Below are 20,488 nucleotides of genomic sequence, written 5' to 3' on the forward strand. Positions count from 1 at the left end.
TGCCTCCTCAGGCGCTGTGGCTGAAGGCGCTCACCGCCAGCGCTTTAGTGAACCGCAGCCGGCCATCGTAGGGCGGCTGACTGTACTCTTCGGGGTCTCGCGCGAGGTCGAACTGCGCCTCATACCCCTGGCTGAGATAGAGCTTGACCGCCTCCGGCTGACGAAAGCCGGTGGTCAGGTAGATATGGCTGTACCCGGCCAGCACCGCCCGCCGCTCCAGCTCCTGAACCACCTTCGCCGCCAGCCCCTGCTGGCGCAGACGGCGATGCGTCCAGATACGTTTGATCTCTGCGGTGTGGCGATCCTTCGGCTTATAAGCGCCGGTGGCGATAATTTCGCCCTCACGCTCAAGGACGATAAACAGCCCCTGCGGCGGCAAATACCACTCGCTCAACTCCACTTCCGCATCGCGGGAAAAATAGTCACCGTAGCGGGCGGCGTATTCGGCAAACAGCCCGCTAATAATCGGCTGCAGCTCCGGTGCGTCCGGAGAAATATCGCGGAATGCTTCGCTCATCGCGCCTCCTGTCAGTCGCCCAGTCCGGGTGGGTTGATTTCTGATTGCGGAATGCTTTCCACCCCTTCGCCCCAGCGGTTAAGCACTTTGGCGTAGTCCCCGCTGGCGATAGCGCCGTTCAGCGCCGCCTGGACGGCATTCACCAGCCCGCTGTCTTTTTTCAGCGTCACCGCGATATGCGCCGCTTTCGGCCAGCCGCCGTCAACGCTGCCCACCAGTTTGGTTTTGCCGGTCAGCGCCGCCTTCCACGCGCCAATCACATTGGGGCCGAAAAAGGCATCGGCTCGTCCGGTCTGCAGCGCCAGAGTCTGGGCGGCATCATCCTTGGTGTAGACCGGGGTAAACGGCTTCAGCCCTTTTTTGACGTTCTCCGCGTTCCACGCCAGCAGGATCGCCTCCTGGTTGGTACCGGAGCCGACGATAATCTTCAGCCCGGCGATGTCTTCCGCCTTGTCAATCTTGCTCAGCGGACTGCTGCTTTTGACGTAGAAGCCCAGCGAGTCTTTGCGGTAGGTGGCGAAATCGAACTTCTCTTTCCGCGCTTTGGTGACCGTAATATTGCTGATCGCGGCATCATATTTGCCGGAGGTAACCCCCAGCGGCCAGTCTTCCCAGGAGGTGGGAACCACGTTCACCTCCAGCCCGAGACTCTCCGCCACCAGCCGGGCGATATCCGCCTCGCTGCCGAGCAGGGTTTTGTTGTCATCGGCGAAGACCGTCAGCGGCGGTGAGTTCAGGGCCGCCACCGCGACGGTAAATTTCCCCGGCGCCGCCAGATGCAGATCTTTCGGCAACAGGGCAATGGCCTGCGGGTTTTTCGCTGTGTGAATGGGCGTTTCGTTGGCCTCAAGGCTTACCCCGGTGCCATTGATCTTGACGTCCTGTGCCCACGACGAGGCGCTAAATGCCAACGCGACGGCCAGCAAGAGTGTTGTTTTCTGCATAGCATGATTCTCTTTTCTTATTTTTGGAATTGATTAGCGGGTAGCGCCAGGCCCAGACTTTCCCGCAGGGTGGTGCCCGGATAGTCGCGACGGAACAGGCCGCGCGCCTGTAACAGAGGCACCACCTCATCCACAAAGCGCGGGAAGGTTTCCGGCGTGCCGCCCTGAATAATGAAGCCGTCCGCCGCGCGCTGTTCGAACCACAGTTGCAGCCCGTCGGCGACATCGCTGGCGGTGCCGGTAAAGCGCGGACGCGGGCTCGCTGCCTCCAGGGCCACCTGGCGCAGGGTTAATCCGCGCTCGCGGGCGTGACGTTTAATCTCGTCGGTGGTACTGCGGAAGCTGTTTTGCCCGAGGTCGCCAATATCCGGGAACGGTTCATCAAGCGGATATTGCGAAAAATCATGGTGTTCGAAATACCGCCCCAGATAGTTCAGCGCATCCTCGATGGAGACCAGCGCCGCGGTGGTCTGGTACTGGCGCTCCGCGTCTTCGGCGTCATCGCCGACAATGACGCTGACGCCCTGGAAAATATGCAGCTGATCCGGGGTGCGCTGCCAGGCCGCCAGCTGGCTTTTCACGTCCTGATAAAATGCCTGCGCCTCGGCCAGCGATTCCTGATGGGTAAAAATGGCATCGGCGTGGCGTGCGGCTAATTTTTTGCCGTCGTCCGACGCGCCAGCCTGGAAAATAATCGGTCGTCCCTGCGGCGTGCGGGCAATATTCAGCGGTCCGGCCACTTTAAAGAAATCGCCGTGATGATCGAGCGTATGCAGCTTATTTTTGTCAAAGAACTGACCGGTCGCTTTATTACGCACAAAGGCATCTTCTTCCCACGAATCCCACAAGCCTTTCACCACCTGCAGATATTCATCGGCAATGCGATAGCGCAGCGCATGATCCGGATGCTGGGCCCGGGAGAAGTTTTTCGCCGACCCTTCCAGCGGCGAAGTGACCACGTTCCAGCCCGCCCGCCCCTGGCTTAAATGGTCGAGGCTGGCGAACTGGCGGGCGGTGGTAAACGGCTCGCTGTACGAAGTGGATAAGGTCCCCACCAGTCCCAGACGCCGGGTGACCGCGGCCAGCGCGGAAAGTACCGTTAAAGGTTCGAAGCGATTTAAAAAATGGGGAATCGATTTTTCATTAATATATAAACCGTCGGCGACAAAAATAAAATCCAGTTTTCCCGCTTCCGCTTTTAACGCCGTCTCTGTAACAAAATCAAAATTAATACTGGCGTCCGCTTGCGCTGCCGGATGACGCCAGGCGGACATATTTCCCGATGCGCCATGTAATATCGTCCCCAGACGCAATTGTCGATTTTCAGACATAGCTACCCCTTCCCCTGTCATCCATTAAATGTGTTGTAATGCCTGCTCCGCCAGACGGGCGAAATAGTGCGCTGCGGGCGCCATCAACCGTTCGTCCGGATTAAATGCCGGATGGTGCAGACCATATTCGCTGGCGCTGCCGATGCTGACGAACGCCCCGGGAATATGCTGAAGATAGACCGCAAAATCTTCACCACCGAGATGCAGATCGGCGTGGTGGGTGCGGTACCCGGCCTGGGCCGCTACCTCGCTGGCGAAGTCGGCCCAGCGGGCGTCATTGACCAGCGCCGTCGGGCCGGCATACCAGAAGACGTCAATCTGTGCGCCAAAGGCGCTGGCGAAACCGGCCGCGATCTCGCTGACCCGGGCCTTGACCCGCTGCTGCACTTCACTGCTGTGGGTGCGCAGCGTCCCTTCCAGCTCGACGCTCTCCGGCAGCACGTTCCAGGTATTGCCTCCCTGGATCCGCGTCACGCTGAGCACCACCGAGTCGAGGGTGTTCACTTCCCGGCTGGCCACGCTCTGCAGCACCGTCACCAGCTGGCTGGCCAGCAGGATCGCATCCTTGCCTTCGTGGGGGCGGGCGGCATGCGCGCCCTTCCCGGTCACTTTGAAGACGAAGCGGTCGACGTTGGCGTAGAACGCGCCGCCGCGGGTGGCAAATTCACCCACCGGCAGGCCGGGCTCATTGTGCATGCCAAAGATCGCCGACACCTCCTCCAGCGCCCCGGCGCGGATCAGGGTTTTCGCCCCGCCGAAATTTTCTTCCGCCGGCTGGAACAGGATCCGCACCCGCCCCGGGAGTTCCGCTTCCCGATCCTTCAGCAGCAGCGCCGCTCCCAGCATTACGCTGGTGTGAATATCGTGCCCGCAGGCATGCATCACCCCTTGATTCTGCGAGCGGTAAGGCAGACCGGTCGCCTCCTCGATGGGCAACGCGTCGATGTCCGCCCGCAGGGCAATCACCTTGTCGCCGCTGCCGACTTCGGCCACCAGCCCGGTTTTCAGATCGTAGGGCAGCAGGGTCACCCCACCGCTTTGCAGCCAGTCGCGGATCCGCGCAGTGGTGGCCACCTCCTGCAGGGAGAGCTCCGGGTTCTGGTGCAGCTCGCGCCGCCAGCTAATCAGTTGTTGTTCAAAGGACATTCAGCACCGCCTTGCCGTAGTGAGCCTGCGCCAGCAGGCGCAGGGAGCGCAGGCGCGCAGGCCCGTCGCTAATGGGGGTATCAATGATGAGTTCATCCAGCTGATCTTCCGCCTGCAGCGCGTCCAGCCGGGCTTTCACCTCTTCGGGGGTACCCGATATCAGCGAAGATTCGCGGCGGGCGATACGGGTGGGACGGCTACCGGCCTGGCGGGCAAAGGCAACGGCCTGCGCCTCACTGCCGACGGTCACCCGCTGGCCGTTCTCCAGCTCAACGCCCCACGCCTCCACCTGCTGCGCCAGCGCGGCGGCGGTAGCGGGATCGTCGGCGACCACCACCTGCACGGCGACAATCGCCTCGCGCGGACTCAGCTCGCGCCAGCGGTTGAGCACCGTGCGGCGCAGCGCGCTGTCGCCATTGAGATGGGCGGCAAAGACAAAGTTCCAGTCAAGGCGGGCCGCCAGTTCAGCACTATCCAGGCTGGCGCCGAGCAGAAAACCGTCTGCCCGGCGCGGCGGGATCGGCGTGGCGCGCAGGCTCTCTTCCCCTCCGGGCTCAGTCAGCGACAGCCAGTTATCCAGCTGCGCCAGCTGGTCGGCAAAGGCGCCTTTCTCTTCCTGATGCAGGCCCTGCTGCAGCGCGCGGGTGGAGAGCGGCAGGCCGCCAGGCGCCTTGCCGACCCCGAGATCGATGCGGCCCGGCGCGAGGGCGGCCAGCAGGTTGAAGTTTTCCGCGACCTTATAGGGGCTATAGTGCTGGAGCATGACGCCGCCGGACCCGAGGCGGATCCGCCGGGTGTGGCCCAGCAGCCAGGCGATAACCAGCTCCGGCGAGGGGCTCGCCAGCTGATCGGTATTGTGGTGTTCGGCGACCCAGAAGCGGTGATAGCCCCAGGCTTCGGCGTGTTGCGCCAGCGTTAATGTACGCGCCAGCGCCTGCGCGGCGGTTTCCCCGGCGGCAAGCGGACTTTTATCCAGGATACTGATTCGATAAGACATTTCGCAGGCTCATATGAAAGTACGTGCCTGCATTATTAAAATCTCTGCTAACTATTGAGAAACAATTAATTCACATGTGTACTGCTGAAAATTAGATATGCCCGCCTGACCGCTGCGCTTCCAGCTCGCGGAGCAGCGCCTCGGCCTGCCGCGGACTGCGCAGCCGGACGAAGCGAATATGACGATATTGAGGATCCTGCATATCGGCCAGATAGCGTCGGCGATTCTGCCGCCAGGTTTTCAGCGTCCAGAGGATGATGGATTCCCGGCTGCAGAACGAACGGCGGAAACTCTCGCGGTTGCCGGTGCCCGGCCACAGCTCCTGACGGCGCCACGCCCGGCTCGCGGCCCGCCACACCGCCTGGCGCAGCGTGCGCCAGAGGCCATAATCCAGCCAGATCACCAGATCCACCTCGCGCCATTTGACCCCGCGGCTGCGATTGTAGTTGCCATCCAATACCCAGCCCGGGGTGGCCGTCGCGGCGGCAATGGCGGCGAAAAACGCCTCATCCGGCGCGCCCTGCCAGTTCGGCCGCCAGTACAGGCGATCCAGTTCGATGCACGGCAGCCCCAGCCTGTGCGCCAGGCGACGAGCCAGGGTGGATTTGCCTGAGCCGCTGGTGCCGACCACATTGATGTTCATCTCTGTTTCTCCCTGGTAGCCATTTCCGTTGTTTGCCGCCTTTGCCGGGATGGGAAAAGGCAGTATGTACAGCCGCTTACGCCAGCAAGCGAAAGGCAAAAAATTTCCGGCTGATCGCCCCACCTGTCATCCCGCGCCAGTGGAGATAGCGCCGCCGCCGACAAAGCAGTCGTTATCCAGCGTCAGGCTGGCGATCTTATGCACCGGGCCTCGCATACAGACCTGAAAATCCGCGCCGAAGGTGATGCGCAGCTGGCCGCCTGGCATGTTGACCTCCACCCGATCGTCCACCTTCCCTAACCGGCGCATGGCGCTGGCCGCCGCGCAGCTGCTGCTCCCGGAGGCCATCGTAAACCCGGCGCCCCGCTCCCAGATACCAATCTTCAGCGTATGGCGATCGACAACTTCCACGAACTGCACATTGCAGCGTTTGGGGAACAAGGGATGATGTTCAATTTGCGGTCCTAAGCGATGAACCTGTTCCAGATCGAGCTTATCCACGAGGACAACGCAGTGGGGATTGCCCATAGAGACCAGCACGACGGACAGGGTTTCATCCGCCAGCGGCAAGGGATAATTCACCGCCTCGGGCAAATTCACCAGGGCGGGTAACGCCGCCGGATTGAAATTCGCCCGCCCCATGTCGACGCTAATCTGATGAAAATCGCTCTCCACGGTGCAATAGACATCTCCGCCCGCCGTGTGCACTAAAAAGGGCTCATGCCCGACACGACCGATATCAAACAGATAGCGCGCATAGATCCGTAGCCCATTACCGCTTTTCTCCGCCTCGGAGCCGTCCGGATTGATAATACGCAGCGTGGGGTGGGTTCGATCGCCGCTGTCGATCAGGAGACCATCAGAACCGACGCCATAGTGGCGATGGCACAGAATTCGAATATGCTCGTTGCTCAGCTGGTCGGCAACGGCGCGATGGCATACCAGGTAATCATTACCCAGTCCGTGATATTTATGAAAGAGTAAGGGTGTCATAGTGTGGGGTCGCCTGGCGCTACGGGTATGGTTTTGCATCTTACAATACCTGCCCCGGCAGAATGAATTAAACAATAAGGGTTAACCGCTCTGTTCATTCTGCTCCCCTGCAGGCATCACGCTTCCTCCGCCTGCGCGGCGCCGTGACCAACGCTGAAGCCATTTATGCTGGAATAACCGGATATTAACATCAAAATCACTGATGATAATGGCTAAAAAATGGTCGTGGATGACCGGTTAAACACCCGGCTGCGACCCGGCGAGCAGGTGGCCATCGCCCGTGGCCAACGGATGCAAAAGCAGCGAACTGCGCCTCCGCCGTCCCCTGACAACCTCGCGCTTACCCCAGTCGACGCCAGCATACCAGCGCTTTCATTCTGTTGCGGGAAACTCTGCGACGCTGATCTCATTGATAAATCTGTCAAATGCTATCGGTAAATGTTTTAGGTGCGTAACTATTAGGTTACGTGTAGGATTCAGCGCCATGTCTGAGCTTATCTCCTACGTCAGAATGATGAGAAAGCCAGCATAATGTGCCAGCCGTCCTCCACGCCGGCTGCAAACATGGGCATTGACAGGAAACTGATACATCAATGAATACGAAACACGACACTGCAGCGGAGCACCATGCTGCAAAACGCCACTGGCTTAACTCACATGAAGCGGGTTATCACAAAGCGATGGGCAACCGTCAGGTACAGATGATCGCCATCGGCGGCGCCATCGGTACCGGTTTGTTCCTCGGCGCCGGGGCACGTTTACAAATGGCAGGGCCAGCGCTCGCACTGGTCTATCTGGTCTGCGGCATCTTCTCTTTCTTTATTCTTCGCGCCCTCGGCGAACTGGTTCTCCACCGCCCCTCGAGCGGCAGCTTCGTCTCCTATGCCAGGGAATTCCTCGGCGAAAAGGCCGCCTACGTGGCCGGCTGGATGTACTTCGTTAACTGGGCAATGACCGGGATCGTCGATATCACCGCCGTGGCGCTGTATATGCACTACTGGGGCGCGTTTGGCGATGTGCCGCAGTGGGTCTTCGCCCTCGGCGCGCTGGCCATCGTCGGCACCATGAACATGATCGGCGTGAAGTGGTTCGCCGAGATGGAGTTCTGGTTCGCGCTGGTCAAAGTGCTGGCGATCGTCGCGTTTCTCGTGGTCGGCACCATTTTCCTCGGCTCCGGTAAGCCGCTGGACGGTAATGCCACCGGCTTCCACCTGATCACCGATAACGGCGGCTTCTTCCCGCACGGCCTTCTGCCGGCGCTGGTGCTGGTGCAGGGCGTGGTCTTCGCCTTCGCCTCCATTGAGCTGGTGGGCACCGCGGCCGGTGAGTGTAAGGATCCGGAGACGATGGTGCCGAAGGCCATCAACAGCGTGATCTGGCGTATCGGCCTGTTCTACGTCGGATCGGTGGTGCTGCTGGTGCTGCTGCTGCCGTGGAACGCCTACCAGGCGGGACAGAGCCCGTTCGTCACCTTCTTCTCCAAACTGGGCGTACCGTATATCGGCAGCGTGATGAACATCGTAGTGTTAACCGCCGCCCTCTCCAGCCTCAACTCCGGCCTCTACAGCACCGGGCGTATTCTGCGCTCCATGTCGATGGGGGGCTCCGCGCCGAAGTTCATGTCGAAGATGAGCCGTCACCACGTCCCTTACGCCGGGATCCTGGCAACGCTGGCGGTGTACGTGGTCGGGGTGTTCCTCAACTATCTGGTGCCGTCGCAGGTGTTTGAGATCGTCCTCAACATCGCTTCGCTGGGGATCATTGCGTCCTGGGGCTTCATCGTGGTGTGTCAGATGCGTCTGCGCAAAGCGATTAAGGAAGGAAAAGCGGCTCAGGTGAGCTTCAGAATGCCTGGAGCGCCGTTCACCTCCTGGCTGACGCTGCTGTTCCTGTTCAGTGTGCTGGTGCTGATGGCCTTCGATTATCCGAACGGCACCTATACCATTGGCTCCATCCCGTTGCTGGCGGTGCTGCTGGTGGCGGGCTGGTTTGGCGTGCGTAAGCGCGTGCATGCGATTCACAGCACAGCGCCGACGCTCAAGCAGTAAATGGCAGGACTCCCGGTTTGTCCATCGCGGGCAAACCGGGAGGTCAGGACTTAGTTATCCTCAACCAGCTGCGACACGTCGCTGCTGTTAATTTCCCGCTTATTACCAGACTCATCGATATAGCTGGTCATCCCCGTTTCTTTATCCAGCTGCGGCTTGCCGTGGGTGACGATCGTCTGACCGCTTTTGGTGGTCATAACGTAGTTGGACGAACAGCCGGCCAGCAGCGCCAGCATCGCGCCGGCGCAAATCACCATGAATGGTTTTTTCATTTTATCTCCACTGATTACCACTGCCCGCGCGAGGCGGGAAAGCGATAAGTGTATAACCTTCAGGTTTATCAGGCCAATACGCGTTTGTAACAGAGGGTGAGATGCCGGGCGCAACCACCGGTGACGATGGTCGTCGCGCCCGGGACCTTACAGGGCGATGCGGATCACATCGTCCGGCGCCGTGGCCTCTTTCTCACGGCTGGATGCTTGTTTCACGCTGACGTACAGCGTTTTGCCGTCCTCAGAGAGCGCCAGGCTGTTGGGATGGGTCGGCGTTTTAAAGGTCTTCACCACCTTATAGCTCTTGCCGTCGATAACGCTCACTTCCCCCGCCTTACGATGCGTCACATAGGCTTCGTTGCGGGTGGGGTTAAACAGCACCGCCAGCGATTCCGGCGCGGTGATTTTCTCCAGCACTTTGCCGTCGCGGGTATCGACCACCAGCACTTCCGGCTGCTTGCTGTCGGTAATAAAGGCGCGGTGGCCGGCGGTATCGAGGCTCAGGTTAAGGTAGAAATGCGCCTTGCCGTCATCCAGCAATTTTTTGCGCGACACAATGGTGTTGCTCTCGCTGTCGATGGTCAGCAGTTCGCCGTCGGCATTGGTGGTATAAAGGCGTTTCGCCTGCGGATCGATCGCCAGGCCGGTGGCCATCGCCCCGGTGCCGGTAATCGTCGTTTTCAGCTTCAGGGTAGCGCCATCCACCACCCAAATCACGCTCTCTTTGCCCAGACCGGTAATGTAGATAGTGTTGGTCTGCTCATTGACCGCCAGCTCGCGCGGCTGCAGCGGGCGCACGGTTTCACTGCGCTGACGCTCGTCCAGCACCAGTCGCCCCTTCACAGCGCCGGTTTTGGCGTCAATGGCGGTGACGGTGCTGTCGACGGTATTACCAAACCACAGCGTACCGGTGGCATGGTTGATAGCGGCGCCAAACGGCTTCAGATCGTTGTGAATAATCTGCGTCACGTCGAGGGTGGTGGGGTCAAGACGATAAACAATCCCCCCTTTGTCCAGCGAACGACTTTGCGAAGTGGCGACCCACAGCGCGTTCTCCTGCTGGCTGTAGGCCATTTCGTAGGCCCCTTTCCCGACGGCCTTGCGCAGCATCTCTTCCGCGGCGTGGGCGCTAAAGCTGCCTGCCAGCAGCAGAGAAGTGAATAACAGTGAATGGCGCAGACGCGGCGCGGCAAACTGACGTAATGACATGACGACTCCCTTTGATGAACCTGTATGTGCTGACCCGACATCGCTTCCGGCGGCAAAGTCATGGCTCTGCCTTATTTTGAATGCGAATAGTAATCATTAATCATCTCAAAGTGGAGCGCTAATTGTTGTTGCCCGGTAAATTCGTCAGCCTGAAGCACTATCCGTTAACCAACGGCAGTTAATAATTTTCAAATATTTTACAAACGGGGTAACATATATACATATGTTCCATTTGGTTCGTCTCCCGAGTACTATCGATGAAAATCCTATCCGTGCGACACGCGGCCCTGCCGGCCCTGCTGCTGCCGCTCATCGCCGCCGCCCAGGCCGCCGATGAACAAACCATGGTGGTGACCGCTGCGCCAACCACTGTTTCTGAACTGGATACCCCCGCCGCCGTCAGCGTGGTCAATGGCGATGAGATGCGCCAGGCCGCGCCGCGCGTCAACCTCTCTGAATCGCTGGGCGCCGTGCCGGGCCTGCAGGTGCAGAACCGACAAAACTATGCCCAGGATCTGCAGTTGTCGATTCGCGGCTTTGGCTCCCGCTCTACCTACGGCGTGCGCGGGCTGCGCATCTATGTGGACGGCATCCCGGCGACCATGCCCGACGGCCAGGGGCAGACCTCCAATATCGATATCGGTAGCGTCGACACCCTCGAGGTGCTGCGCGGCCCCTTCTCTGCCCTCTACGGTAACTCGTCCGGCGGGGTGATCAATGTCACCAGCCAGACCGGCACCCAGCCGCCCACCGTGGAAGCCAGCAGTTACTATGGCAGCTTCGGCACCTGGCACTACGGGATGAAAGCCACCGGCGCCGTTGGCGACGGCAGCCACGCAGGGGATGTGGATTACACGGTGTCGACTAACCGCTTCACCACCCATGGCTATCGCGATCACAGCGGCGCGCGCAAAAATCTGGCCAACGCCCGGCTGGGGGTGCGCATCAACGACGTCAGTAAGCTGACGCTGCTGCTGAACAGCGTTGATATCAAAGCCAATGACGCCGGCGGCTTAACCGCCGATGAATGGCGCGATAACCCGCGCCAGTCGCCTCGCGGCGACCAGTATAATACCCGCAAGGATACCCGGCAGACCCAGGCTGGCCTGCGCTACGAGCGCCAGCTGAGCGCCCAGGACGATCTCAGCGTCATGATGTACGCCGGGGAACGCGAAACCACCCAGTACCAGTCGATCCCGCGCGCGCCGCAGCTGAAGCCGAGCCATGCCGGCGGGGTGATCGACCTCACCCGCCACTACCAGGGGATCGATACCCGGCTGACCCATCGCGGCGAGCTGCTGGTGCCGGTCACCCTGACCGCCGGTCTTGACTACGAGAACATGAGCGAGCGCCGCAAGGGCTATGAAAACTTTGTGATGGTCAACGGCGCGCCGCAGTATGGCGAACAGGGCGCGCTACGCCGTAACGAACGTAACCTGATGTGGAACGTCGACCCTTACCTGCAAACCCAGTGGCAGCTCACCGACAAACTTTCGCTCGATGCCGGGGTGCGCTACAGCTCGGTATGGTTCGACTCGAATGATTACTACATCACCCCAGGCAATGGCGACGACAGCGGCGATGCCAGCTATCACAAATGGCTGCCCGCAGGCTCGCTGAAGTATGCCCTGACCGACGCCTGGAACGTTTACCTCTCCGCTGGCCGCGGCTTCGAGACGCCGACCATTAACGAGCTGTCATACCGCGCCGATAACCAGAGCGGTCTCAACTTCGGCCTGAAGCCCTCCACCAACGACACGGTGGAGATCGGCAGCAAGACGCGGATCGGCAATGGGTTGCTCACCGCCGCCCTGTTCCAGACCGATACCGATAATGAGATCGTGGTCGACAGCAGCAGCGGCGGACGCACCAGCTATAAAAACGCCGGCAAGACCCGTCGTCAGGGGATGGAGCTGGGACTGGATCAGCAGTTTGGCGAGAGCTGGCGCCTGAAGGCGGCCTGGACCTGGCTTGACGCGACCTATCGCACCAACGTCTGCGGCGACGCCAGCTGCAACGGCAACCGTATTCCGGGGATCGCGCGCAATATGGGTTATGCCTCCTTCGGCTATCAGCCGGAGCAGGGCTGGTACGCCGGGAGCGATATTCGCTACATGAGCGACATCATGGCGAATGACGAAAACACCGCCAAAGCCCCTTCCTGGACGGTGGTCGGCCTGACGACCGGCTATAAGTGGAGCTATGGCAGGATGGATATGGATCTGTTCGGCCGGGTCGACAACCTGTTCGACCGCGAATACGTCGGGTCCGTCATCGTTAACGAGTCCAACGGACGCTACTACGAGCCCGCGCCGGGACGCAACTACGGTATCGGGCTGAACCTCGCCTGGCGCTTCGAGTAACGCCCGGCTTCGCCCGCGGACCGGCGGGCGAAGGCGTTACCCTCAGGCGCTGGCGCCCGGGGCGCTGATTACAGCAGGTTTCTCAGGGACAATTCGAAAATGATCTTTTCCGCCTGGCAGGAGAAGGCGATGGACAGATCGAGTTTCACCTCGTCGCCGGCGGCGGCGAGCGTGTAGTCAACCTGCGGTGGTTCACTGGCCGGCGCCGCCGCGGCGGCACGCTCGCGAACGGCGGCTACGGTTGACTCCGCTTCCTCGCGGCTCGGGAATAACTTCTCAGCCCGGTAGACGCACTCCTCGTTATCAATAATTGTCCCGACATCAATGGCGCAGCCTTTGGTGCTGCATTTATCTACTACATCTTTCATCGTCATAACCTCTTGAGTTTTCTTAAGGATAAGAATCCGCTCGCCGAAAAGCAAACCATTAATATCCGTAAGGATTAGCGATTTTTATTCTATCGCGCCGCGCCGGACGCTAGCTTGCGCCACCGCAAGGCGAGGCATGATGATGCAGGACCGCCGCGACTCACCGCGCGATTACCCCTGCAACCGTGCTAGCCATCACACTATTCTGCACACTTTCTCGTCTGCCTCGCGCCTCAGCGTTAGTCTGGTCACAGAACAACGCCAACAAGGAGCTGCTATGGCACTGCCGATAATGATTGATTGCGATCCGGGACATGATGACGCGATCGCCCTGGTCCTCGCCCTCGCCTCGCCGGAGCTGGAAGTGAAAGCCGTCACTGCCTCCGCAGGCAACCAGACCCCGGAGAAGACCCTGCGCAACGTGCTGCGTATGCTGACCCTGCTGAACCGCGCGGATATTCCGGTCGCCGGCGGTGCGTGGAAGCCGTTAATGCGCGATCTGATCATTGCCGATAACGTGCACGGGGAAAGCGGACTGGATGGCCCGAACCTGCCGGAGCCGGCCTTTACGCCGCAAAACTGCACCGCCGTCGAGCTGATGGCCAGGGTGCTGCGCGAAAGTCAGGAGCCGGTGACGCTGGTGGCCACCGGGCCGCAGACGAACGTAGCGTTGCTGCTCGCCAGCCATCCGGAGCTGCACGCGAAGATCGCCCGCATCGTGATCATGGGGGGCGCCATGGGGCTGGGCAACTGGCAGCCGGCGGCGGAGTTTAATATCTACGTCGATCCGCAGGCGGCGGAGATGGTCTTTCAGTCGGGGATCCCGGTGGTGATGGCGGGCCTGGATGTCACCCACCGGGCGCAGATCCTTCCTGCGGATATTGAGCGATTCCGCCAGATTGGCAATCCGGTATCGACCATCGTCGCCGAACTGCTCGACTTCTTTATGGCCTACCATAAGGACGAAAAGTGGGGCTTCGACGGCGCGCCGCTGCACGACCCCTGCACCATCGCCTGGCTCCTCAAGCCGGAGCTCTTTACCACTATCGAGCGCTGGGTCGGCGTGGAAACGGAAGGCAAATATACCCAGGGGATGACGGTGGTCGATTACTACCATCTGACCGGCAATCCGCCCAATACCACCCTGATGCTGGATGTGGACCGCGAAGCCTTTGTCGATCTGCTCGCCCAGCGGTTAGCCTTTTACGCCTGATATTCATGCAGCGCCTCTCTTCCCGGCCGGGAGAGAGGCGCGTTCAGGCTATACCCGGCGTATTAGTCGTCCGCCGACACGCGGATCACCACCTTACCAAAGTTTTCACCTTTCAACAGGCCGATCAGCGCCTGCGGCGCCTGCTCCAGACCGTCGATCAGCTGTTCGCGATATTTAATTTTACCCTCCTGCACCCAGCGCCCCATCTGCTGCTGGAATTCCGCGATCCGATGCCCATAATCCTGGCCGATAATAAAGCCCTGCATCCGAATGCGTTTCTTGAGGATGGTCGCCATCAGCAGCGGCAGACGGTCAGGCCCGTCCGGCAGACCGGTGGCGTTATAGCCGCTCACCAGCCCGCAGACCGGAACCCGCGCCGCGGTGTTGAGCAGCGGCAGTACCGCGTCAAAAACCTTGCCGCCGACGTTTTCGTAGTAAACGTCAATGCCCTGCGGGCAGGCCTGGGCCAGCTGTTCGGCAAAGTCCGCCGCGCGATGGTCAAGGCAGACATCAAAGCCTAAGGTGTCAACCGCATAGCGACATTTCTCCGCGCCGCCGGCGACGCCGACGGTACGGCAGCCCTTAATTTTGCCGATCTGTCCGACCGTAGCGCCCACCGGCCCGGTGGCCGCAGCGACCACCAGCGTGTCACCCGGCTTCGGCTGGCCAATGTCCAGTAATCCCATGTAGGCGGTGAAGCCCGGCATCCCCAGCACCCCCAGCGACCAGGACGGGTGCTGCGGGTTGTCCCCCAGCTTCACCAGCCCGCTGCCGTCGGAAAGCTCATAATCCTGCCAGCCGCTGTAGCCCAGCACCCAGTCGCCGGGTTGAAAATCATCATGCTGCGAGGTCACGACGCGACTCACGGTCCCGCCCACCATCACCGCGCCGATGGCCACCGGCGGTGAATAGGACGGCGCGTCGCTCATCCGCCCGCGCATATAGGGATCCAGCGATAAATAAACGGTACGCAGCAGAACCTGACCCGGCCCCGGGGTGGGCACCTCGCGCTCTTCCAGGCGGAAATGCTCTGCCGTCGGTTCACCATGGGGACGGGAAGCCAGTACCCAGCGGCGATGGCGTTGCGGTTGTTCTGACATAGCAAACTCCTCTTGTTAGCAGACAGTACTGAGGCTAGCTGCTTTATGCGCAATGCGCTTTATCATTACGAGCCGGATGGCGATTGATTAAGGCGCACCACCAGATAGACGCAGGTCTCTGCGGATTCATTGATAAAGCGGCAGTCGTTCGGTGGGCCGAGCTCCAGACAGTCCCCGGTCTGCATCTCGTGGCGGGTATTCCCTTCCAGGAACACCAGCTCGCCCCGCTGCAGCCAGATCAGCTGGCGGGCCAGCGCATAGGACGAAGCCGGCATCGGCACATCGCTGCCGGGCGGCAGCTCGATCTGTACCAGGTCAATGGGCAGATCGCTGCGCGGCGAAACGTGGCGGCGGAGATAGTGGCTTTGCGGGTCGTGCCATACCGGCTGGCTGGCAAAACGCAGCAGCTTACCTTCCTGCATTTCCGCCCTGGCGATCAGGGTCGACATACTGATGCCGAAGGCGCCGGAAAGGCGGCCCAGCATCGACGCCGTCGGGCTGCTTTCGCCGCGCTCGATTTTATGGATCATCGCCCGCGAGGCACCCGCCCGTTCGGCCAGGTCGTTCAGCGACCAGCCACGGGATTCGCGCTCGATGCGGATGCGCGCGCTGATACGCTGATTGAGGTTGTCTTCTATAGTATTCATAACGTAACACTATAGTGTGCGCGCAGGCATTACACAACCGCCCGTCGGGCCGCGTAACCCCTGGCCCATCAGGAAAAAATTTGCTGAAAACGGATGACAGCGTGGCGTTCATTATTGTAATAATATCGTACTACTATAGTGTACGAAAAACTGAGGTTTGCTATGTCCATCCGCCCTGCCATTAAAGACGATTGCGCGGCGATCGCCGAGATCTATAACCACGCCGTCGTGCATACCGCCGCTATCTGGAATGACAAAACCGTGGATACCGACAACCGCATCGCATGGTTTGAAGCCCGCCAGCTGGCAGGCTTTCCGGTGCTGGTGAGCGAGGAAAACGGCGTCATCACCGGTTATTCCTCCTTTGGCGACTGGCGCGCGTTTGACGGCTTTCGCCACACCGTGGAGCATTCGGTGTACGTTCACCCCGAGCACCAGGGGAAAGGCCTGGGCCGCAAACTTCTGGTCGCCTTGATCGCCGAAGCGCGTCGGCTGAATAAACATGTGATGGTCGCCGGGATCGAGTCGCAGAACCACGCCTCGCTGCACCTGCATGAAACGCTGGGCTTTATCACCACCGGGCAGATGCCGCAGGTGGGAACCAAATTTGGTCGCTGGCTGGATCTGACCTTTATGCAGCTACAGCTTGATGCGCGCCAGGACCCGGACGGCCAGGCATGAATGGGTCGCTTACCCTCGCCTTTCTGGTGGCCGCCGGCGTAGGCCTGGTGGTGCAGAACACCCTGATGGTGCGCATCACCCAGTCGGTGTCGACGATCCTCATCGCCATGCTGCTCAATTCGCTGGTCGGTATCGTTATTTTCGTGACCTTGTTGCTGCTGCGCCAGGGTGTCGCCGGCTTTCATGAGCTGGCCCTGAACGTGAAGTGGTGGACGCTGATCCCCGGCATGCTGGGATCCTTTTTCGTCTTCGCCAGCATCAGCGGCTATCAGACCGTGGGCGCAGCCACCACCATCGCGGTACTGGTGGCCAGCCAGCTGGTCGGCGGGTTGATCATGGATTTAATTCGCGCCCACGGCGTACCGCTGCGGGCGCTGATCGGGCCATTATGCGGCGCGGTGATGCTGGTGGTGGGCGCCTGGCTGGTGGCCAGACGCCAGTTCTGAGCGCCTGTTCAGAGGATCGCGCCGCCTTTGGTCAACTGCTCGCGGCGCGCGTCCTGCTCTTCCTGATGCTGTCGCCCATGGTGAGCGATGGCGGTGCGCAGGCGCTGCTGCTGAGTATAGCGTTCCTCACGACTGAGCTGCGCGTCATCGCTCAGGGCGATCAGCAGCTCATTCATATGCGCGATAACGCCCTCGGCAAGGATGTCATCGACTTTAACGATGACCTCATCCAGATGTGCCATTCTGTTCTCCTTTCACTTAATTCAGCTTCGCTTTGGAAAAATCGCTCCCCATCATGCTCACAGTGTAGCCGCTGACGTTGCTGCGGGTGGCATAGAAGGTCTTGCCGGTCGCCAGGGTGATCCACGGCGCCTGCTGGTAGAAGATCTCTTGCGCCTGTTCGTAGAGTTTGGCGCGCGCCTGCGGATCGCTCACCAGCAGGGCTTTCTTCACCAGCGCGTCATACGACTTATCGCACCAGCGGGCGGCGTTAGAGCCGGTCTGGATATTATCACAGCTGAGCAGCGTGCCGGCAAAGTTGTCCGGGTCGCCATTGTCTGACATCCAGCCGTACAGGGCGCTGTCGTGTTCGCCTTTACGCATGCCGGCCAGGTATTCGCCCCACTCATAGCTGACGATCTTCGCTTTCACCCCGACTTTCGCCCAGTCGTTTTGGATCATTTCAGCAATGCGTTTTGAGTTCGGGTTGTAGGGCCGCTGAACCGGCATCGACCACAAGGTCACTTCCGCCCCTTGCTCCAGACCCGCCTGTTTGAGCAGCGCCTTCGCTTTCTGCGGATCGTAGTCGTAGTCCGGGAGGTCTTTTTTATACCCGAGCATGGTGGATGGGATTGGCGACTTCGCCACCGTACCGGAATCGAGGAACACCGCCCTGACGATGGCCTGTTTGTCGGTAGCGTAGTTTAACGCCTGGCGCACCAGCACATTATCAAACGGTTTTTTCTCGGTGTTGAACGCCAGATAGCCGACGTTCAGCGCCTCGACGGCGTGCAGCGTCAGATCGTTATTGCCCTTGATCACCGGGAACTGTACCGGCGAAGGCGCCGGAATAATCTGGCACTCGTTAGTCTGCAGTTTAGCCAGTCGGGTCTCGACGTTCGGCGTGATGGAGAAGATCAGGTGCTTCGTCGGCACCTCGCCTTCCCAGTAGTGGGGATTGGCGATATAGCGGATTTGCGAATCCACTTTATACTGCTGCAGAGCATAGGGTCCGGTGCCGACAGGCCAGTTATCGACGTTTTCTGGCGTTCCTTTCTTCAGCATCGCCTCGCCATATTCCGCCGACAGAATAGAGGCGAAGTCCATTCCCCAGTCGGCAAGAAACGCCGCGTTCGGCTGATTGAGCACAAACTGGACGTGATAGTCATCGACCTTTTTCACCGACTTAATCAGCTTATCGAGGCCCACATCGTGGAAGTACTCATAGTTCCCCTGCGACACCTTGTGATAAGGATGCTGAGGATCCATCTGGCGCAGTACCGAAAACAGGACGTCGTCGGCGTTAAAATCGCGGGTCGGTTTGAAGAATTTATTGCTGTTGAACTTCACTCCCTGACGCAGCGTGAAGGTCCAGGTTTTGCCATCTTCAGAGACGTGCCACTCGGTGGCCAGCGACGGGATCGGCGTGTTCTTCACCGGGTCAAAGGTGACCAGGCGGTTATACAGCACCTGCGAGCTGGCGACGAACGACGGGCCGGAGCTGGCGATCTGCGGGTTAAAGGACTCCGGGGAGGCCTCTGAGCAATAGACCAGCGTGTCATTGCCCGCGGCCCATGCGGCGCTGGCCGGCAGCAGCGCGCTCAGCAGCAGCGCCAGCGTGGTTTTCCCTGTAGACATGGTTATAAGTCCTGATTATTGATTATAAGAACCGTAATAACAGCACAGCCCCTGGCCCCCAGCAAATAATCAATGGCTATCACCTTATGCCAATCGCGCTGAATTTGCTGATTTAATCGGCGTCGCGCTGCTTTTTGCGCCAGGTACGGTTGGGATGTTGTGAGCTACGCACAATTCCGGCAAAAAAATGTGCGATAACCGCCCCGCTCACGCTCGCCGCCAGCCGCGACCGGTACACTGGAGGAACCGCAGAATAAGAGGTTACCTCCATGACAATCACCTGCAATCTGTACCTTGACGGCCAGTGGCACGATGCCGAAGACCGTCGGACCTTTACCCGGCGCCACCCTGCCCACGATGACGTCGCCTCGGTTGCCGCTGCCGCCAGCCTCGCCGACGGTAAACGCTGCGTCGAGGCCGCGGCCAGCGCCTTCCCGCAGTGGCGCGATACATCCCCGGCGGAACGGCGACGCTTACTGCTCGACGCGGCGGAGCATATGCTGCTGCGGGAAGCTAAATTTATCGCCGCCATGGCGGCGGAGACCGGCGCCACCGCCCACTGGGCGGGATTTAACGTCCATTTGGCGGCCGATATCCTGCGCGAAGCGGCGGCGCTGACCACCCAGATCGAAGGGCAGATCATTCCATCCAACGTGCCGGGCAATCTGGCGATGGGGGTCCGCCAGGGTGCCGGCGTGGTGCTGGGCATGGCGCCGTGGAACGCGCCGCTGATCCTTGCCACCCGGGCGCTGGCGACGCCGCTGGCCTGCGGCAACACGGTGATCCTCAAGGGCGCTGAGCTCTCCCCGGCTACACAAGGATTGATTATCGACGCCCTCGACGCGGCGGGCTTCCCGCCGGGCGTGGTGAACTATCTCACCTGCGCGCCTCAAGACGCGCCGGCGCTGGTGGAGTCGCTGATCGCCCATCCGGCGGTGCGGCGCGTCAACTTTACCGGCTCCACGCCGGTGGGGCGGATTATCGCCCGCACCTGCGGGCAGTATCTGAAACCGGCGGTGCTGGAGCTCGGTGGCAAAGCGCCGCTGCTGGTCCTCGACGATGCCGACATTGAGCAGGCGGCGGCGGGCGCCATTTTTGGCGCCTTCGCCAACGCCGGACAGATCTGCATGTCCACCGAGCGCATTATTGTCGACAACGCCGTGGCGGAGCGCTTTATCCCTCTGCTGACCAGGCGCGCCGCTTCTCTCCCCGCCAGCCTGACCGGCCCGGTGGTCGACATGAACACCGTCACCCGCTGCAACGCGTTAATCGACGATGCCTTAGCCAAAGGCGGCCGCCTGCTGACCGGCGGCAAAGCCAGCGATACCCACATGGCGCCTACCTTGCTGGACGGCGTCACCCGCGAGATGCGGCTGTGGAACGAAGAGTCCTTCGGCCCGGTAAAAGCGATTATTCGCGTTAATAACGACGAAGAGGCGCTGGCGGTAGCCAACGACAGCGACTATGGCCTTTCCGCTGCGGTCTACAGCCGCGACAGCGCCAGAGCGTGGAACCTGGCGCAACGTCTGCAAACCGGCATCTGCCATATCAATGGTCCAACTGTTCATGATGAAGCGCAAATGCCGTTTGGCGGCTGCAAAGCCTCCGGCTATGGCCGGTTCGGCGGTCGGGCCGGGATTGCGGAATTTACCGAGCTGCGCTGGATAACGCTCCAGACCCAGCCTCGCGAACTGCCATTCTGACGCCGTCCCC

General features: G+C 60.5%; 18 protein-coding genes and 1 pseudogene. 6 read left to right on the forward strand and 13 right to left on the reverse strand.

Annotation, left to right across the window (positions count from 1 at the left end; genetic code table 11):
- Nucleotides 1-7 precede the first annotated feature (7 nt).
- The 6 genes and pseudogenes from ABLU95_RS05750 to dapF all read right to left on the reverse strand — a co-directional run bounded on the left by ABLU95_RS05750 (nt 8) and on the right by dapF (nt 6,571).
- The gene (locus ABLU95_RS05750; RefSeq protein WP_004202731.1) at nt 8-517 is read right to left on the reverse strand and encodes a GNAT family N-acetyltransferase; all 510 of its coding nucleotides are present in this window, start codon (nt 515-517) and stop codon (nt 8-10) included.
- 11 nt (nt 518-528) lie between these two features.
- Nucleotides 529-2,792 (reverse strand): annotated as a pseudogene (locus ABLU95_RS05755) (NtaA/DmoA family FMN-dependent monooxygenase).
- 24 nt (nt 2,793-2,816) lie between these two features.
- Complete coding sequence (locus tag ABLU95_RS05760) at nt 2,817-3,938, reverse strand: M20 peptidase aminoacylase family protein (RefSeq protein ID WP_218810936.1); 1,122 nt, start codon at nt 3,936-3,938, stop codon at nt 2,817-2,819.
- Nucleotides 3,928-4,935: an MsnO8 family LLM class oxidoreductase gene (locus ABLU95_RS05765; protein WP_218810935.1), complete on the reverse strand. Its 1,008-nt coding sequence runs from the start codon at nt 4,933-4,935 to the stop codon at nt 3,928-3,930. The genes ABLU95_RS05760 and ABLU95_RS05765 overlap by 11 nt, the downstream gene beginning before the upstream one ends.
- A gap of 91 nt (nt 4,936-5,026) precedes the next feature.
- The gene (locus tag ABLU95_RS05770; protein ID WP_044523492.1) at nt 5,027-5,578 is read right to left on the reverse strand and encodes a (d)CMP kinase; all 552 of its coding nucleotides are present in this window, start codon (nt 5,576-5,578) and stop codon (nt 5,027-5,029) included.
- Nucleotides 5,579-5,704: 126 nt separating this feature from the next.
- Complete coding sequence (gene dapF, locus ABLU95_RS05775) at nt 5,705-6,571, reverse strand: diaminopimelate epimerase (RefSeq protein WP_348874854.1); 867 nt, start codon at nt 6,569-6,571, stop codon at nt 5,705-5,707.
- Between the two features lie 593 nt (nt 6,572-7,164).
- Here dapF and ansP point away from each other — a divergent pair.
- Nucleotides 7,165-8,619, forward strand: coding sequence for an L-asparagine permease (ansP, locus tag ABLU95_RS05780; protein ID WP_023289881.1), 1,455 nt, complete (start codon nt 7,165-7,167; stop codon nt 8,617-8,619).
- 50 nt (nt 8,620-8,669) lie between these two features.
- Here ansP and ABLU95_RS05785 read toward each other — a convergent pair whose 3' ends face one another.
- Together ABLU95_RS05785 and ABLU95_RS05790 are read right to left on the reverse strand one after the other, a co-directional pair.
- Nucleotides 8,670-8,891: a YgdI/YgdR family lipoprotein gene (locus ABLU95_RS05785; protein ID WP_002906779.1), complete on the reverse strand. Its 222-nt coding sequence runs from the start codon at nt 8,889-8,891 to the stop codon at nt 8,670-8,672.
- Nucleotides 8,892-9,038: 147 nt separating this feature from the next.
- Nucleotides 9,039-10,100: a YncE family protein gene (locus tag ABLU95_RS05790; protein WP_065881585.1), complete on the reverse strand. Its 1,062-nt coding sequence runs from the start codon at nt 10,098-10,100 to the stop codon at nt 9,039-9,041.
- Between the two features lie 257 nt (nt 10,101-10,357).
- Here ABLU95_RS05790 and pqqU point away from each other — a divergent pair, with 257 nt between their 5' ends.
- On the forward strand, nt 10,358-12,463 hold the full coding sequence (gene pqqU, locus ABLU95_RS05795; RefSeq protein WP_044523495.1) for a TonB-dependent receptor PqqU: 2,106 nt from the start codon (nt 10,358-10,360) through the stop codon (nt 12,461-12,463).
- Nucleotides 12,464-12,531: 68 nt separating this feature from the next.
- On the opposite strand, the gene ABLU95_RS05800 is transcribed toward pqqU, so the two are convergent.
- Nucleotides 12,532-12,831 carry a DUF406 domain-containing protein gene (locus tag ABLU95_RS05800; RefSeq protein ID WP_348879017.1) on the reverse strand — a complete coding sequence of 100 codons (300 nt, stop codon included), beginning with the start codon at nt 12,829-12,831 and terminating at the stop codon, nt 12,532-12,534.
- Between the two features lie 277 nt (nt 12,832-13,108).
- Between ABLU95_RS05800 and rihA the strand changes: the two genes are divergently transcribed.
- Nucleotides 13,109-14,044, forward strand: coding sequence for a pyrimidine-specific ribonucleoside hydrolase RihA (gene rihA / locus ABLU95_RS05805; protein ID WP_086075347.1), 936 nt, complete (start codon nt 13,109-13,111; stop codon nt 14,042-14,044).
- Nucleotides 14,045-14,106: 62 nt separating this feature from the next.
- Here the strand turns inward: rihA and ABLU95_RS05810 are convergent, their stop codons facing one another.
- Nucleotides 14,107-15,144 carry an NADP-dependent oxidoreductase gene (locus tag ABLU95_RS05810; RefSeq protein ID WP_044523497.1) on the reverse strand — a complete coding sequence of 346 codons (1,038 nt, stop codon included), beginning with the start codon at nt 15,142-15,144 and terminating at the stop codon, nt 14,107-14,109.
- 65 nt (nt 15,145-15,209) lie between these two features.
- On the reverse strand, nt 15,210-15,791 hold the full coding sequence (locus ABLU95_RS05815; RefSeq protein WP_023289886.1) for an XRE family transcriptional regulator: 582 nt from the start codon (nt 15,789-15,791) through the stop codon (nt 15,210-15,212).
- 162 nt (nt 15,792-15,953) lie between these two features.
- Between ABLU95_RS05815 and ABLU95_RS05820 the strand changes: the two genes are divergently transcribed.
- Entirely contained in the window at nt 15,954-16,472 is a 519-nt protein-coding gene (locus ABLU95_RS05820) for a GNAT family N-acetyltransferase (protein WP_023289887.1), read from the forward strand.
- Nucleotides 16,469-16,918: a DMT family transporter gene (locus tag ABLU95_RS05825; RefSeq protein ID WP_023289888.1), complete on the forward strand. Its 450-nt coding sequence runs from the start codon at nt 16,469-16,471 to the stop codon at nt 16,916-16,918. Before ABLU95_RS05820 ends, ABLU95_RS05825 begins: the two co-directional genes overlap by 4 nt.
- A gap of 8 nt (nt 16,919-16,926) precedes the next feature.
- Here ABLU95_RS05825 and ABLU95_RS05830 read toward each other — a convergent pair whose 3' ends face one another.
- On the reverse strand, nt 16,927-17,160 hold the full coding sequence (locus ABLU95_RS05830; protein WP_023289889.1) for a YdcY family protein: 234 nt from the start codon (nt 17,158-17,160) through the stop codon (nt 16,927-16,929).
- Nucleotides 17,161-17,176: 16 nt separating this feature from the next.
- Entirely contained in the window at nt 17,177-18,775 is a 1,599-nt protein-coding gene (locus ABLU95_RS05835) for an ABC transporter substrate-binding protein (RefSeq protein WP_023289890.1), read from the reverse strand.
- Nucleotides 18,776-19,044: 269 nt separating this feature from the next.
- On the opposite strand from ABLU95_RS05835, the gene ABLU95_RS05840 reads away from it, so the two are divergent.
- Nucleotides 19,045-20,478, forward strand: a complete 1,434-nt coding sequence (locus ABLU95_RS05840) for an aldehyde dehydrogenase (RefSeq protein WP_348874844.1) — start codon at nt 19,045-19,047, stop codon at nt 20,476-20,478.
- The last annotated feature ends 10 nt before the right edge of the window (nt 20,479-20,488 follow it).

It is taken from the genome of Klebsiella sp. GG_Kp146 (assembly GCF_040061975.1).
GTDB classification, from domain to species: domain Bacteria; phylum Pseudomonadota; class Gammaproteobacteria; order Enterobacterales; family Enterobacteriaceae; genus Klebsiella; species Klebsiella quasipneumoniae.

Coding starts and splice junctions, on each gene's coding strand:
- ABLU95_RS05840 (WP_348874844.1), top strand. CDS start 19,045: ATGACAATCACCTGCAATCTGTACCTTGACGGCCAGTGGCACGATGCC.
- dapF (WP_348874854.1), bottom strand. CDS start 6,571: ATGACACCCTTACTCTTTCATAAATATCACGGACTGGGTAATGATTAC.
- ABLU95_RS05785 (WP_002906779.1), bottom strand. CDS start 8,891: ATGAAAAAACCATTCATGGTGATTTGCGCCGGCGCGATGCTGGCGCTG.
- ABLU95_RS05800 (WP_348879017.1), bottom strand. CDS start 12,831: ATGAAAGATGTAGTAGATAAATGCAGCACCAAAGGCTGCGCCATTGAT.
- ABLU95_RS05815 (WP_023289886.1), bottom strand. CDS start 15,791: ATGAATACTATAGAAGACAACCTCAATCAGCGTATCAGCGCGCGCATC.
- ansP (WP_023289881.1), top strand. CDS start 7,165: ATGAATACGAAACACGACACTGCAGCGGAGCACCATGCTGCAAAACGC.
- ABLU95_RS05750 (WP_004202731.1), bottom strand. CDS start 517: ATGAGCGAAGCATTCCGCGATATTTCTCCGGACGCACCGGAGCTGCAG.
- ABLU95_RS05810 (WP_044523497.1), bottom strand. CDS start 15,144: ATGTCAGAACAACCGCAACGCCATCGCCGCTGGGTACTGGCTTCCCGT.
- ABLU95_RS05770 (WP_044523492.1), bottom strand. CDS start 5,578: ATGAACATCAATGTGGTCGGCACCAGCGGCTCAGGCAAATCCACCCTG.
- ABLU95_RS05830 (WP_023289889.1), bottom strand. CDS start 17,160: ATGGCACATCTGGATGAGGTCATCGTTAAAGTCGATGACATCCTTGCC.
- rihA (WP_086075347.1), top strand. CDS start 13,109: ATGGCACTGCCGATAATGATTGATTGCGATCCGGGACATGATGACGCG.
- ABLU95_RS05765 (WP_218810935.1), bottom strand. CDS start 4,935: ATGTCTTATCGAATCAGTATCCTGGATAAAAGTCCGCTTGCCGCCGGG.
- ABLU95_RS05835 (WP_023289890.1), bottom strand. CDS start 18,775: ATGTCTACAGGGAAAACCACGCTGGCGCTGCTGCTGAGCGCGCTGCTG.
- pqqU (WP_044523495.1), top strand. CDS start 10,358: ATGAAAATCCTATCCGTGCGACACGCGGCCCTGCCGGCCCTGCTGCTG.
- ABLU95_RS05825 (WP_023289888.1), top strand. CDS start 16,469: ATGAATGGGTCGCTTACCCTCGCCTTTCTGGTGGCCGCCGGCGTAGGC.
- ABLU95_RS05820 (WP_023289887.1), top strand. CDS start 15,954: ATGTCCATCCGCCCTGCCATTAAAGACGATTGCGCGGCGATCGCCGAG.
- ABLU95_RS05790 (WP_065881585.1), bottom strand. CDS start 10,100: ATGTCATTACGTCAGTTTGCCGCGCCGCGTCTGCGCCATTCACTGTTA.
- ABLU95_RS05760 (WP_218810936.1), bottom strand. CDS start 3,938: ATGTCCTTTGAACAACAACTGATTAGCTGGCGGCGCGAGCTGCACCAG.